Annotated in this window: 14 protein-coding genes; 6 read left to right on the plus strand and 8 right to left on the minus strand. The window is 62.9% G+C overall.

Going from position 1 to position 12,766, the window contains the following annotated elements:
- Positions 1–31: 31 nt before the first annotated feature.
- The gene (locus B208_RS23005; RefSeq protein WP_007979879.1) at positions 32–1,462 is read left to right on the plus strand and encodes a DUF2339 domain-containing protein; all 1,431 of its coding nucleotides are present in this window, start codon (positions 32–34) and stop codon (positions 1,460–1,462) included.
- Between the two features lie 96 nt (positions 1,463–1,558).
- Here the strand turns inward: B208_RS23005 and truD are convergent, their stop codons facing one another.
- From truD to pth2, 4 genes are all read right to left on the minus strand, one after another.
- Entirely contained in the window at positions 1,559–2,884 is a 1,326-nt protein-coding gene (truD, locus tag B208_RS0112785) for a tRNA pseudouridine(13) synthase TruD (protein WP_007979877.1), read from the minus strand.
- A gap of 37 nt (positions 2,885–2,921) precedes the next feature.
- On the minus strand, positions 2,922–3,281 hold the full coding sequence (locus B208_RS0112790) for a DUF7344 domain-containing protein (protein WP_007979874.1): 360 nt from the start codon (positions 3,279–3,281) through the stop codon (positions 2,922–2,924).
- Positions 3,282–3,398: 117 nt separating this feature from the next.
- Positions 3,399–5,390: a PAS domain S-box protein gene (locus B208_RS0112795; RefSeq protein ID WP_007979872.1), complete on the minus strand. Its 1,992-nt coding sequence runs from the start codon at positions 5,388–5,390 to the stop codon at positions 3,399–3,401.
- Positions 5,391–5,501: 111 nt separating this feature from the next.
- Positions 5,502–5,840 carry a peptidyl-tRNA hydrolase Pth2 gene (gene pth2 / locus B208_RS0112800; RefSeq protein WP_007979870.1) on the minus strand — a complete coding sequence of 113 codons (339 nt, stop codon included), beginning with the start codon at positions 5,838–5,840 and terminating at the stop codon, positions 5,502–5,504.
- An 81-nt stretch (positions 5,841–5,921) separates the two neighbouring features.
- Here pth2 and B208_RS0112805 point away from each other — a divergent pair, with 81 nt between their 5' ends.
- Genes B208_RS0112805 through B208_RS0112815 form a run of 3 tightly spaced genes read left to right on the plus strand, consistent with a single transcriptional unit; the run spans position 5,922 to position 8,173 of the window.
- Positions 5,922–6,644: a Yip1 family protein gene (locus tag B208_RS0112805; RefSeq protein ID WP_007979868.1), complete on the plus strand. Its 723-nt coding sequence runs from the start codon at positions 5,922–5,924 to the stop codon at positions 6,642–6,644.
- Positions 6,645–6,686: 42 nt separating this feature from the next.
- On the plus strand, positions 6,687–7,277 hold the full coding sequence (gene dcd / locus B208_RS0112810) for a dCTP deaminase (protein WP_007979866.1): 591 nt from the start codon (positions 6,687–6,689) through the stop codon (positions 7,275–7,277).
- Entirely contained in the window at positions 7,274–8,173 is a 900-nt protein-coding gene (locus B208_RS0112815; protein ID WP_007979864.1) for a thiamine-phosphate synthase family protein, read from the plus strand. The genes dcd and B208_RS0112815 overlap by 4 nt, the downstream gene beginning before the upstream one ends.
- Here B208_RS0112815 and B208_RS0112820 read toward each other — a convergent pair.
- Both B208_RS0112820 and B208_RS0112825 read right to left on the minus strand, forming a co-directional pair.
- Positions 8,170–8,505 (minus strand): hypothetical protein, encoded by a 336-nt coding sequence (locus B208_RS0112820; protein ID WP_007979862.1) that lies wholly within the window; start codon positions 8,503–8,505, stop codon positions 8,170–8,172. The two genes, B208_RS0112815 and B208_RS0112820, sit on opposite strands and share 4 nt — an antisense overlap.
- 172 nt (positions 8,506–8,677) lie before the next feature.
- Positions 8,678–8,920: a hypothetical protein gene (locus tag B208_RS0112825; protein ID WP_007979861.1), complete on the minus strand. Its 243-nt coding sequence runs from the start codon at positions 8,918–8,920 to the stop codon at positions 8,678–8,680.
- A 172-nt stretch (positions 8,921–9,092) separates the two neighbouring features.
- Between B208_RS0112825 and B208_RS0112830 the strand changes: the two genes are divergently transcribed.
- Both B208_RS0112830 and B208_RS23885 read left to right on the plus strand, forming a co-directional pair.
- Positions 9,093–9,773 carry a class I SAM-dependent methyltransferase gene (locus tag B208_RS0112830; protein WP_007979860.1) on the plus strand — a complete coding sequence of 227 codons (681 nt, stop codon included), beginning with the start codon at positions 9,093–9,095 and terminating at the stop codon, positions 9,771–9,773.
- A gap of 170 nt (positions 9,774–9,943) precedes the next feature.
- Entirely contained in the window at positions 9,944–10,504 is a 561-nt protein-coding gene (locus tag B208_RS23885) for a hypothetical protein (RefSeq protein ID WP_139025506.1), read from the plus strand.
- Between the two features lie 73 nt (positions 10,505–10,577).
- Here B208_RS23885 and B208_RS23010 read toward each other — a convergent pair whose 3' ends face one another.
- Positions 10,578–11,501 carry a sulfide-dependent adenosine diphosphate thiazole synthase gene (locus tag B208_RS23010; RefSeq protein ID WP_049805642.1) on the minus strand — a complete coding sequence of 308 codons (924 nt, stop codon included), beginning with the start codon at positions 11,499–11,501 and terminating at the stop codon, positions 10,578–10,580.
- Positions 11,502–11,645: 144 nt separating this feature from the next.
- Complete coding sequence (gene ygfZ / locus B208_RS0112845) at positions 11,646–12,764, minus strand: CAF17-like 4Fe-4S cluster assembly/insertion protein YgfZ (RefSeq protein WP_007979857.1); 1,119 nt, start codon at positions 12,762–12,764, stop codon at positions 11,646–11,648.
- Positions 12,765–12,766 lie beyond the last annotated feature (2 nt).

A 12,766-nucleotide genomic window follows, 5' to 3' on the forward strand; every position in this document is an offset into this window, starting at 1 on the left:
GAAAAATATCGGATGAAAGACAACTGTGGATATGCGTTTCCGAACGACCCTCTCCAAGCGGTCACTCTCCGCCCGGCGTTTACTCTTCTCCCTCACCGCCCGGCGCTCACTCCTCTCCCTTTTCGTCCTCCTGTCGATTCTCACGATGGTTGTGGCGACGCCCGCTTCGAGTAGGCCACCGCCGGAGCCGTTCTGTGGCCCGTGCGGGGGTAGTTTCACCGAAGAAGCACACCAGTACGCCGAAACCCTCGGCGTCGAAAACGTGACGTTCGACGTCGAGCGCACCACTGCCACGATTCGGGTCCACGACAACGGCACCGCGACGTGGACGGTGAAAAACCGGCTTGCGAGCGAGGAAACGGCGCGGTACTTCCGCGAGAACGGATGGGTGCTCGACGAAATCGCCGAGAACGCTGCTCCCGGTTCCTCCCTCGACCCCGAACCGTTCCTCGACGCTCGCGTCGTCGGCGCGAAGACGGTCGTCCTTCGGTACCGGACGAGCGCCGCCGCGACTGCCCCCGGTGGCGTCGTCCGATTCGACGGCTTCCGACACGCACGGGAGGGGTCGATTTCGGGACTCGGTGCCGACCGACTGACGGTCGTCGGGCCGCCCGGAACCGTCGTCACCCGCGCGCCGCGAGGGGCGAGCGTGGACGGCAATTCCTTCTCCCTGACCGCCTTCCGCGACACCGGAGACGGTCCGTTCGTCGCGTTCGCGCGGTCGGACGGGATTGCCGGTGAGGCGTGGAGTTTCGTGGCCGTCACGCTACCGCTGTCCGGTGACATCGCGTTTAACCTTCTCTCCGACGTTCTCCTCCCGGCGAGCGTCCTGTTCGCGCTCCTCGTCGGCTTCGTTCGACTCGGCGGTCGGGAGGGAAGCCGAAACGAACGGACGCCTCGTCTGGTCGCGGGTATCGTCAGCGTCCTCGGCGTTCTCGCGTTGTTCGTCGGAACCCTCCGATTGAACCACACCGTCTCGGGCTACTCGATGGGCATCGTCGTGGCCGGTGGGACCTACGCCGTCCTCGGGTTGCTGGCGTTCAGCCACGTCCGGCCGACGTTTTACCGTACGGTGGCCGCCGTCCTCCTCGCGTGGGTGGTCGGTCTCTGCGTGGCGATGCTGGCGGCCGTCGCCGTCGATTCGGCCGTCGGCGCTCGGCTCTTCGCCTCGAATCCGTACGCGATACGCAAATTCCTGTTCGCGGCGTTTTCGGTCCTTCTGGCATCGTTCATGACCGCGGTCGGCTACGCCGCCGCTGTTCGTCGCTACAGGCGGGTGGTCCTCGGGATTCCGCCCGTCGCGTTCGCCGTCGTACTCGCCCTGACGATACCGGTCACTCGGGTCAGAGGTCCGAACGACTTCCTGTTCTCCGTTTTCTTGCTCGTGTACCTCCTCGTCTTCGTCGCGCTGGTCGGACTCCCGGCGTTCCTGCTCGGACGCACGATTCCGAACGGACGGTAGGCTCGGGGGATGGTATGGTCGAGTAAATAGGGCGATAGAGCACGCGAGGTGGAGTCAAAGAAGGGGAGCGTCGAGGCATAGGCGGCCCGCGGTCGCCTATCCCATATCGAGGGGATTCGCTTTCAGGAACTCCCGGAGGAAGACGGTGGCGTACGACCCGGAGGGGAGCGAAAATTCGAACGAGAGCGGGTCGTGGGAGAGCGAAAAGTCGCTTCCGAGCAGTATCGCGCGGCGGGTGCCGGTCGAGTGGAACTCGCCCGGGAGGTTGAAATCGTGCGGTTCGAGGTCGAGGTCGTCGAGGATTTCGCGTTCGATGTCTCCCTGCTCCCCCTCGGCGAGTTCCGTCTCGGTGCCGACCAGCGGCGCGGTGACGAACGCCCGGCCCCGCCGACAGTGGCGCTCGATGGTTCGGACGCGCTTTTCGCTCACGGTCTGCTGGCGGTCCATGTCGGGAACGGTGAAGCCGTCTACCTCCTCCGCGAAACACACCACGTCGCCCGCGACCGGCTCGTCGAACGGAAGCCCGCGCTGAAGCCGCTTGCTCAGGATGCGGTTGAACACGTACGACTGGGCGGCATTGACGAGCAACCGTTGGAGGTTCGTCGGGAGCGATTCGAGCGCGTCCCGGAAGTCCTCGGGGTCGGTACCGCCGTTTTCGACGAGGCGGTGGGCCATCGAGCGCTCGAACCCGAGTCGTCCCGGCAGGGCATCGAGCACGGCGTCCCAGTCCGGCGCGAGGTTCTCGACCCGCTCGCGGGCCTCCCGCGTGTCCTCCGGTTCCGTCTCGAACGGGTTGCCGACGTAGGCCATCACCGCCTCCTCCCACTCCTCGCGGACGACGTGCAGGCCGACCTCGTGCGTCACCGGCCGGAGACTGCCGAACCGTTGCTGGCCGAAGAAGTTGGGAACCGCGAGCGCCCCGTCCCCGCCGGCGAACGCGCGCAGTTGGGCCGCGATTTCGTCCGCGTTCTCCGGGTGGTCGGGATTCGAGACGGTGATTTCGAACTCGTTGCCCACGAGGTCGCCGAACAGGAGTTCTCGCCCCGCGCGGCCGACCGGTTCGAGTTCGGCGGCGCGCATCTCCGGAAGGTCGTCCGGCTCGACCTTTCGGAGGCTGAACAGTTGGGTCGTCACCGCGCGCTTGTCCTTCGTCCCGGCCCACGACACCCGCTCGCGGCTGATTCCGAGCACGCTGGAGAGGCTCCGGGCGAAGTCGTTGGTATCCCACCCGTGGAGCGTCGCGCGGAGTATCAGATACGGGTACGAGCCGGGGTCCGCGTCGAGCGGGTCGGCGTCGAATCGTTCTATCTCTCTCACTCGGAAGTCCTCGTTCGTCTCCCGGAGGGTTCCCCCCACGCCGTCCTCGTCGCTGACGTAATACTCCATGCCGACCGCGGTCTCGATGGGATGTGACTCGCGCATTCGTCCGGACCTTACGTCCGAACCGAATTAAAAAACCCTACTCGCTCGCCGGGATGCAGTCCGTCGCCACTTCGATGCGCTCTCCGGGTTCGATGACCCCCGATTCGGCGTCGTAGTCGACGAGTCCGATGGTCTCCATCTTGGGCAGGTGGACGTGATACAGCAGTATCTCCGCCTCCGTCGCGTCCTCGTCGTCGATTTCGGTGATGCTGGTGTCGGCCTCCCACGCCGCGACGTGGTAGGCGAGGTCTCCCATCGTGGTCGGCGTCGTCGCATCGGAGAGGAACGAAAGGACGTATCGTCGGTACGGGCTGCTAAGCACGTCGAACAACGTCTCGACCGATATCTCGGTTCGCGTGTTCGGCGGGGATGTTCGGGTCGTTGTTTGTCTCTCCATTACCCGTGTAGTGGTACGTCGTAGGTAAGTACGCAGTACCTACGTACGTTGGCTCGCCTCCCGCATCACGGGGAACATCGATACCGGGTCTCGATTCACCGTACTCGAAACCGCACCTCACTCCATCATGCTGTCAAAAAACGACGACGCGAGCTTCCCTTCCGCCTTTCGAAGGTGTTGATGAAGCGTCGCCGGTGCGATTCCCATCGACTCCGCGACCTGTTCGGCCGTGCTCTCGCGCGGCCAGTCGTAGTATCCGGCCAGATACGCGGCGTGGAACGCAGACCGCTGTCGGTCGGTGAGTTCCGTCGAAAGCACGTTTCGGGACCTCCGCTCCGACCGTTCGGTTCGCTCTACGTCACGCTTTGCGACGAGTTCGATATCGGGATAGGTGGACTGAATCGACGTTAATAGGGTTCGAATATCTGTTTCCCGCGTCACCTCGACGACGACATCCTCCACGCCGTCGTGTGCCCGTGCCGTCAGCACCTTCGCGCTGGATTCGATGAAGTTCTCGACGAGCGACGACGAAACCGTCAACACGAGAAGCCCCTCGTCGTCGTGAATCCAGACGACGCGCGAATTGTTCACGGTCGAGAACGTTTCGGCGGTATCCGCCACCTGTTTCGGTTGCGCGTCCTCGACGCGGACGTAGTAGAGATATCGACCGTCGGACGTCGGGACGGTACCGTCGAGGACGAGCGTGCCGTCGATTTGGCGCGATAAGTCAACCAGCAGTGCTTCGTCCGTGACGCGGAACATCAGTTCGACGGCCGCTTGGTCCGTCGCCAGGAGTTTCTTGTTCTCGGTCGCGTTGATGGCGAACCCGACGAGTTCGCCGAGCGTGTCGAACCCGGCGGCTTCCCGCTCGCTGAACGCGTCGGTTCGTGTCGCATACACCACCAACACGCCGTACGTCGTCTGCCCGTACGAGAGCGGGACCGCGATTCCCGAATGGAGTCCACGCTCTAACGCCCCCTCACGGAGACGGTCGGTGAGGACGGTCGTTTTGGAGAAATCGCGGACGACGACGTGTCGTCCCGTCCGGAATGCCTTCGTCGCGGGGCGTTCCCACACCTCGTTCTCTCGCTCGACCTCTCCGACGAGTTCGTGGAACGCTTGGTCGTCCCCGGCGAGTGCTTGCGGGACGAGACTGCCCTCGACGAGGTCCTGATCGCCGACCCACGCGAACCGATAGAGGTCGGAGTCGGCGAGTCGAGTACACACCGTCTCTTCTATCTCCTCGCGCGTCGCCGCGCCGACGAGTTCGTGAATCACCTCCCGCACGAGTTCGTTGATACGGTTCAGCGTCTCCAGTTCGTCGCGCTGCTGACGGAGCTCGCGTTCACGGTGGCGGCGGTCGGTGATGTTCGAAATCGACGCGACGACTTCCACGGGGGTTCCTTCGTCGTCGAATACCGGCGCGCTTTTGACCGATAGCCACACGCGCTCTCCGTCGGGCCGTTCGACACCCATCACCGTGTCGTACTCCGGTTCTTCGTTGCGGATGGTTTTGGCAAAGGGGCACTCGGCGGGTGGCATGGGTGCTCCCGTTTCGTCGGTGGCGTTCCAGCGGTCGTCGTCGTACGTTCGGTCGAGTATCTCTCTTTTCGAAAGGCCGAGAATGGTCGCGGCGCGCTCGTTCGCTTCGATGAACCGGCCGTCGCCGTCGAGGATGAGGATGCCGATAGGACTCGTTTCGAGCAGCTGTCTCGTTCGGTCGCGCTCCCTGCGAAGCGTGCGCTCGCGCTTTCGGCGTTTGGAGAGATTGCGTCCCGTTCCGGTGAACCCGGTGACGGTCCCGTCCTCGTCGGTGACCCGCGTCGCGTTGAACTCGTACGGAACGTGCTCGCCGTCCTTCGTTACGAGCGCCGACTGGCGCGTCTCGGTGCTCTCGCCCAGCAGTACCGCGTCGATGGCCGTCGCTATCTCCTGTTTGTCCTCCTCCGCGATAAAATCGAGCGGTGCCATTCCGTCGAGTTCGTCGTCATCGTAGCCTGTTACCTCCGTGAGTCGGTCGTTCCACTCGACGAGTGTCCCGTCCGCGTCGAAAACATAGAACACGTCCGGCAGCGTGTCGAGTACGGCGTTGACGGTCGATTCGTCCATCAGTGGTCGGGTGAGGTCTTTGGTAACACAGTTCGTAGCCTACCGGATGTGAGAAACTCGGTCAGCAAAAGGTTTGTGGCCTGATATATTTTAGTGAGGTTGCGCTCGATATCAATACAGCGACAGCGAGCCCGTCACTCGGTCCACGAGGTCGTCGTCGGCCGGGCCGACGGCGAGCGCCGTCACGGTTCCCGGGTCGAGTTGCGTGTGACCCGCGTCGCGGATGATGGCGTGCGGGAGTCCCTCCGCCCGCGCCTTCTCCGCGAGGCGGAACACTTCGTCCTCGCCTCCGGCCTTCAGGACGACCTTCTTCTGCCCTTCTCCCTTCCACTGCTTTCGCGCTCGCTCTCCGGTGTCCTCGTACGCCGAGAGGGACGCGTGTGCCACTTGCGCGGCCAGTTTTCCCTTGCCCATTCCGATGTCGGTTCGGGCGACGATTGCCTGCTTCATAGTCGAGCGTCGTAGTAGCGAACCAAAACGCTGGCTACTCGATTCGAGAAAGCTTATACCACATGACAAGCATCGAGAACTATGCTTTTAGATGCCCTCGTCCGTCCCGATCGGTTCTTCGAGAACCGTGCCCCCCGGCCGAGCCTCGCAAGCGCGTTCGGCGTCGTCCTCGTGGTCGCGCTCGTCACGACCGCCGTCTTCGGATTTGTCGGTTGGTCTATGAGCCAGCGGATGACCGGAACGACGAAGATAGACAATCCGAACCGCCCGGATGAAGTGTTCTGCGACGGGTTCGCGGCCGGTGGTGCGGCGAACTTCTCCACGGGGTGTGACAGACCCGAACAGAAGACCGTCGTCATCGGCGACCTCATCTGGGAAGGGTTCCAGAAGAAAATCCCGTTCGTCTTCATCACCGTCCTCCTGGCGTGGCCGCTGATTGCAGTCGGCCTTCACGTCGCGTCGGCGGTGGCGGGTGGTGAGGGGTCGTTCTCGAACACGCTCGCGGTCGCCGGATGGGGGATGCTCCCCTCCCTCGTTCAGATGCTCGTCGGTATCGGGTTGTTCTTCCTCGCGCTTCGGGGGGCGGACCTCTCGGGGAGCAACCCGCAGGTCGTCCTCGACCAACTGCAATCGCTCGTGGCGACGGCGCGCGGGGGAACGTTGTTCGTGTCCGCGCTCGGGACGGCGTGGCAGTGGGTCGTCTGGACGTTCGGATTGAAACACGCGCGACGGCTCTCGACGGCGGCGGCCGCGGCGGCCGCCGGAGCCATCGCCTTCCTCTCGTTCCTCCCCACGCTCGCCTGACGACCGGTGGGTCTTTACACACCCCCACCCCTGTTTCCGACAATGATACTCTCGGACGCGGACATCCGCCGCCGTCTCGATTCCGGCGACTTGGTGGTCGAACCGATTGACGAACCCGACCTGCAGATTCAACCGGCGAGTATCGACCTTCGACTCGGCGAGGAGTTCCTCGAATTCCAGCGCACCAACATCCCGTGCATCCACCCCGATAGCGAGGACGAGGTGGACAGCTACGTCACGGAAACCATCGTCCAGGAGGGCGACGAGTTCATCCTCCATCCGGGCGATTTCGTCCTCGGAACGACCAAGGAGCGCGTCGAAATCCCGTCGGACCTGCTGGCCCACGTCGAAGGGCGCTCGTCGCTCGGCCGACTCGCCGTCGTCGTCCACGCTACGGCGGGGGTCGTGGACCCCGGCTATCGCGGACAGATAACCCTCGAACTGTCGAACCTCGGGACCGCTCCCGTCGCGCTCAAACCCGGCACGCGCATCTCACAGCTCATCTTCACGGAACTCAAGAACCCGTCGGAGCGGCCGTACGGGTCCGAACGCGGGTCGAAATATCAGGACCAAGCCGGACCGCAGGCGTCCCGAATCGGGAGCGACCACGAGTTCGGTGGTGACCAACTGTGAAGTTCGCGGAGGAAGTCGTCGTCGAGGAGTTCCTGCCCACGTTTCGCTCGATGCTCGCGGAAGACCTGCGCGAGCGGGGCCTGACCCAGAGCGAGGTGGCCGACGCCCTCGGTATCAGCCAGAGCGCCGTCTCGAAGTACGCGCACGGCGACGTCGCGCAAAACGACCGTATTCGGGACGACGAGCGCGTCTCCCGCCTCGTAACCGAGGTCGGTGAGGGGCTGGCGACGGGAAGCATGAGTCAGGTGCAGGCGCTCGTGGAAGTGGAGGTACTCATCCGGCGGCTCGAAGACCACGACCTCATCGCGCAGCTGCACGAGGAGGCGATGCCCGAACTGGCGGGTCACGGCGGCGATTTCAACGTCCACGACCCGGACGACGAGCTCCGGGCGACCGAGCGCGTCCTCTCGTCCATGCGCCGCGGGATTCACATCGTGGAGGGAACGAGCGGTTTCACCTCGCTCATCCCCGCGGTTGGCTCGAACCTCTGTGAGAGTCTGCCCAACGCCGAGAGCATCGACGACGTGGCTGGTATCCCCGGCCGCATCTTCGACGTGAAGGGTCGGGCGACGATTCCGGCGGACCCCGAGTTCGGCGTCAGCGCACACGTCGCCTCCCTTCTGCTCGCGGCGCGGGACAACGGTGCCGACGTTCACGCCGCGCTCAACGTCCGCTACGACCCCGACATCGTGGCCCGCCTCGAATCGGCGGGCCACGTGACCGCCGAGTTCGACGCCGAGTACGACGACCTCGGCGAGGCGGTCGGCACCGCCCTCGACGAGTCGCCGGACGCGACGGTGCTCTATCACACCGGCGGCTACGGCATCGAACCCATCGTCTACATCCTCGGCGACTCCGCCGAGGCCGTGGCCGAAGTCGCGCGAAAAATCGTCTAAACGGGTACTCGCTCGCTGCGCTGTACTTCCCGAACGATGTCGTCCGGCAGCACCTCCCCGCGTTCGTGACGAAGGTCGTTGACCTCCCGTGCGAACGATACCAGCGCCGAAACAGCGCGGTCGCGCGTCGCCACGCGGCCGACCGGCCGAATCGTCGTGTATCTGTTGCCGATGCTGTCCTCCAGTTCGAGTTCCCACTCGTCCGAAATCGTCGCTTTGACCGCCTTCACCGCGATGCTCCCGTCCTCGTGCTGGAGTTGAATCTCGTCCCCCCTGATGGGTGCTCGTTCCCAGCCAGCGGGGATATCCCCGGAATCCGGCTGACCGTTCATGGTTCGTTTGTTTCTTCGTTGTCTCATTTATGTTTGCCTCGTGCTTGCCTGTGCGAGCTGTTTATCTCCAGCGATCGAATTGGCACACACAAAGTATATACCAATCCGGTCGCACTCTTTAGTTACCTCGGGTAGGGGTACACGAGGTAATTTTTTCTTCGAAACTATCCGCTCAGTCGCGAGTCCGGAGGACTATCGTGTCGTCCTCGATTCGTTCGATGTCCCCCTCCGAGAGGGCGTACGTGTTCTCGTTGTTTCCCCCCGTGTCGAGTTCGGTTTGTAACGTCTCGACGACGCTCGGGTCGGCTTCGACGTGCGCCGTCCCGTGTCGTACCTCCGTGACCATTCCGACTGCCGTACCATCCGCCTCGATGACACGCTTTCCCTGGTCGTCTTCGGTCAGGGCAGTTGTCATGTAATATAAACTCCAACGGGAGGGTCCTTTAGCACTATGGATTTTTTCTGACTACTCTATTTCACGAGCTGTCTGATTAATGCCCATTCCCGCCACCCGTGCTATCGGCTCATCTGACGACGGTCCAGTGACCGCCCAACACCTTTTGCCCGCCTCCGTCGTACCGCAAACCATGTCACGGCGCGGACCGTCAACCGCCCAGCAGTTCTACGGCCGCTGGGCGCGACTCTACGACCTGCTCGCAGTAGCGACTCCCGGCCTCTCCCGACTCCGGAGTCGAGTCGTGGACGAACTCCGACTCTCGCCCGGCGATACCGTGGTCGAGATGGGATGTGGGACCGGAGCGAACTTCCCGCACCTCCGGCGGCGCGTCGGTCCCGAGGGTAGGGTCATCGGCGTCGATTTCACCCGCGGAATGCTCGAACAGGCGCGGGACAGAATCGACCGCGAGGGGTGGGAGAACGTCCACATCGTGCAGGCCGACGCCGCCACGTTCTCGCTCCGCGAGGATGTGGACGCCGTGCTCGCCACGTTCGTCATCGGCATGCTGGACGACCCCTATAGCACCGTTTCCCGGTGGCTGGACGGCATCCGTCCGGGCGGGGGTCTCGCCCTGCTCGACGCCGGGCAGAGTTCGCGCGCCTACTCGTGGCCCGTGAATCAGGCTTTCCGCGGCCTCGTGCTCGCCTCGACGCCCGGCGGAACGAGCGGCTTCGAGAAACCGCCGTGGTACGTGCTGGACGAACGAATCGCGGAATCGCGGCGGGCGCTGTCGGACCGCACGGTGGCGGTGCGCGACAGCCAGCACGCGCTCGGGGTGGTGCGGATTACGGGTGGACGAGTGGCGGAATGATTGACTGAAATGCTTGAGGCGATCGAGAATTGGTTAGAAGAATCGTCTGATAAAATATTAACAATTTATCATTAAATTATTTATATATAAAGACTTATTAAGTAATATGAGGAATATAAAAATGTAGCACTAAGATGAATCAAAACAACTCCGACACACGACGTTCGTTCATGAAGAAAGCAGTAGCGACAACAGGGATTACCGGTGGCCTCCTCGGTAGCGCTCAGACAGTGGCTGCGGCGGAACCAACACTCGAAATCAACGGTCGGAATTCCGGTTACTACACTATTAGAGTCAATACCGAGGATGTGGCTCCGAAAGAAGGTGTTAGTAACTCTAACATCTCTCACCCTGCTCCGGGTATCTCGTGGCTTGAGGGTTCCACCAGTGATGGGTCATATCACAATTACGTTGTAAACGGGAATATTTACGCTGCACACCTGCGCGGTAGTATGCTCATCCAGCGATTCGATATGGGTTCTTATGGTCTCAATCGATATGGGGATATTACTGTCAGCGGGCAAGACGGCAACTATACCATTGGAACGACCAGCAAAATATCTGAAAAGTCAGATCTCGAATCGACAGACTATATCCAGGCAACGAATCAGTGCACCGGTGATATGAATGGAGACGATACGGATGTTTGGGATGGAGAAGGGTCTATAAAGATCATTAACGCTACCACAAATGACACACAGATGTTGATCGAACAGGCCAACATAAAGTAGTTGTTTCCCTCCCCTACCTCTTCTCGATCACGAAACGACTGAATTAACACCAACAGTATATCCCTCGAGTGGATCACCGAGAGGCGTCCGTAACGGTCGGCAGCATCACCGTGCCGCCGACCTCTAACTCGTCAAGCGCGACCTGTGCGGCGCGCTTGCCGGAGAGCAACATCGCGCCGAACGTCGGTCCCATCCGGGTGAGGCCGTACGTCGTCGCGGTGGCGAGGCCGGTCGAGACGAGGCCGTCGTGAACTTTGCCCGCGTGTTCGACCACCTCGTCTTCGCTCTTTGCGACCCACATGGAGTCGTGACCGGGCGAGTCGTGGCCGGGCGCGCCGTACTCCCCGTCTCCCGACTTGTCCATGCCCGTGTTGTGCTCTCGTGCGTGGCGAAGGCCGGGTGCGTCGAGCACGCCGCGCTCTTGGAGTTTCGAGACGACGACCGCTTCGTGGCCCGTGGCGTCGATAACGAGGTCGGACTCGACCGCGATGGGGTCCACGCAGGTGAGTTCCCGCGGCAGGGCGTGGACCGGCGTCCAGTTCATGACGATGCCGCCGACGCGGTGACCTTCGCGGACCACGACGTCGGTGAACTCGGTCATATTCTGCATCTTCGCGCCAGCGGCACAGGCCGACTCGATGAGCGCGGAACAGGCGTGCGGGCCGTTTGCGACGTACAGTCCGTCGGCCTCGTCCGATTCCTCGTAGGGGACGCCGAGGTCGTCGAGGACGGCCTGCGACGGGTCGCGGACCGTCACCTTGTTCATCAGGAATCCGCCGAGCCAGAACCCGCCGCCGAGGTAGTTGTTCTTCTCCACGACCATGGTCTCGACGCCGCGCTCGGCGAGTTCCTTCGCCGCGACCAACCCGGACGGGCCGCCGCCGACGATGATGACGTCCGTCTCCGAGAACTCGGTGAACTCGTCGCTCCACGCGGTGCCGATCGCTCGCGTCACTTCCGCCTCGCTCACGTCCGCAAAGCCATCGAATGCTTGCATACCACTCAGTGATATTACTAAGTTGTTGAAAAGGGTTTTCCTCCGTCGGTGATACGTGGCCGTCGCTATCGGTTCGACTCTATTTTGCCGAAAAACTCCGATTCAGTGGCGTCTCGCGTCGATTTCGGGCACGGAGAGAACCGCTCAGTCGTAGGTCGGCACGCGCCCGGATTCGTCGCTGCCGTCCACCAGCGGCAGGGACACCAATTCCGCGCCGACGTCCTCACCATCGATGCGGACGGTCAGTCCCGACCCGATTTCCACGTCGTAGTTCACCAGCGCCATCGCGGCCGGTTCCCCGCGCGACGGACTCTCGATTCCGCGGGTGACTTCGCCGACGACTTCATCGCCCGCGAAGACCGCCGCGCCTGCTTCCGGTACGGATTCGGGGAGCAGTCCCGCGAGTCGCCGACTCGGTTGCCCGCGGTTTTCGACGCGCGAGACGACTTCCTGGCCGACGTAACACCCCTTCTCGAAGTCGAGGGCGTTCCGGAGGCCGAGCACGTTCGGAATTTCACCCCGTAGTTCGTACTCGAACAGCGGCGTTCCGGCTTCGAGCGTCAGCGACTCCCACGTCACCCGGCCGAAGGGAGCGGCGTTCATCCCTCGCGTGACGAGGGCGTCGAAGACGAGTTCGACGTTCGGCCGCTCGCGTCCGATTTCGTCCGCCGTCTCGTCCGTCGTGCAGACCACTTCGTAACCCTCCTCGCCCGTCGGCGCGTCGGTTCGAATGACCGTGACGCCCACGTCGGCCATCTTCCCGCGGATGAACGAGAGCTGTTCGTCCGGGGTGCTCGCGCCGTTCAGCACGCTGGCGACCTTTTCGGTGGCGTACGGCCCGTGGACGCCGAAGACGACGAAGCGCTCGGTCGCGACGGAAATTTCTACGTCCTGAATGAACACCTTCTCTCGCCACTCCTCGGCGAGCGGTGTCGCCTCCCCGGGCGGCACGAAGAGCAGGAGTTGCTCGCCCGCACAGTAGACGTACATGTCGAGTTCGACCTTTCCTTGCGGGTCGAGCAGAAGAGCGTAGGTTCCGCGTCCGTCCTCGCTCGGAACCGTGTTCGAGACGATATTATCGACGTACTCGATTCTGTCGTCGCCCGAGACGACGAGGACGCCGTAGGGCATCTCCGTGAGTCCGACGCCGTTCCTGACTGCACTGTGTGCCCGTTCGGGTCGGCCGTAGTCGCGTGGCACCCGACGATTCCCGACCGAGCAAAACGTCGCTCCGTGGTCTTCGTGTAGCGCTTCGAGGCTCATAC

Origin of the sequence: Haladaptatus paucihalophilus DX253, from assembly GCF_000376445.1 — an archaeon.
In the GTDB taxonomy this organism is placed as follows: Archaea; Halobacteriota; Halobacteria; order Halobacteriales; family Haladaptataceae; genus Haladaptatus; species Haladaptatus paucihalophilus.

What these genes read in the sequence shown, in the direction of transcription:
- B208_RS23005 (WP_007979879.1), top strand. Translation starts at nt 32, where the DNA reads ATGCGTTTCCGAACGACCCTCTCCAAGCGGTCACTCTCCGCCCGGCGT.
- truD (WP_007979877.1), bottom strand. Translation starts at nt 2,884, where the DNA reads ATGCGCGAGTCACATCCCATCGAGACCGCGGTCGGCATGGAGTATTAC.
- B208_RS0112790 (WP_007979874.1), bottom strand. Translation starts at nt 3,281, where the DNA reads ATGGAGAGACAAACAACGACCCGAACATCCCCGCCGAACACGCGAACC.
- B208_RS0112795 (WP_007979872.1), bottom strand. Translation starts at nt 5,390, where the DNA reads ATGGACGAATCGACCGTCAACGCCGTACTCGACACGCTGCCGGACGTG.
- pth2 (WP_007979870.1), bottom strand. Translation starts at nt 5,840, where the DNA reads ATGAAGCAGGCAATCGTCGCCCGAACCGACATCGGAATGGGCAAGGGA.
- B208_RS0112805 (WP_007979868.1), top strand. Translation starts at nt 5,922, where the DNA reads ATGCTTTTAGATGCCCTCGTCCGTCCCGATCGGTTCTTCGAGAACCGT.
- dcd (WP_007979866.1), top strand. Translation starts at nt 6,687, where the DNA reads ATGATACTCTCGGACGCGGACATCCGCCGCCGTCTCGATTCCGGCGAC.
- B208_RS0112820 (WP_007979862.1), bottom strand. Translation starts at nt 8,505, where the DNA reads ATGAACGGTCAGCCGGATTCCGGGGATATCCCCGCTGGCTGGGAACGA.
- B208_RS0112825 (WP_007979861.1), bottom strand. Translation starts at nt 8,920, where the DNA reads ATGACAACTGCCCTGACCGAAGACGACCAGGGAAAGCGTGTCATCGAG.
- B208_RS0112830 (WP_007979860.1), top strand. Translation starts at nt 9,093, where the DNA reads ATGTCACGGCGCGGACCGTCAACCGCCCAGCAGTTCTACGGCCGCTGG.
- B208_RS23885 (WP_139025506.1), top strand. Translation starts at nt 9,944, where the DNA reads ATGAAGAAAGCAGTAGCGACAACAGGGATTACCGGTGGCCTCCTCGGT.
- B208_RS23010 (WP_049805642.1), bottom strand. Translation starts at nt 11,501, where the DNA reads ATGCAAGCATTCGATGGCTTTGCGGACGTGAGCGAGGCGGAAGTGACG.
- ygfZ (WP_007979857.1), bottom strand. Translation starts at nt 12,764, where the DNA reads ATGAGCCTCGAAGCGCTACACGAAGACCACGGAGCGACGTTTTGCTCG.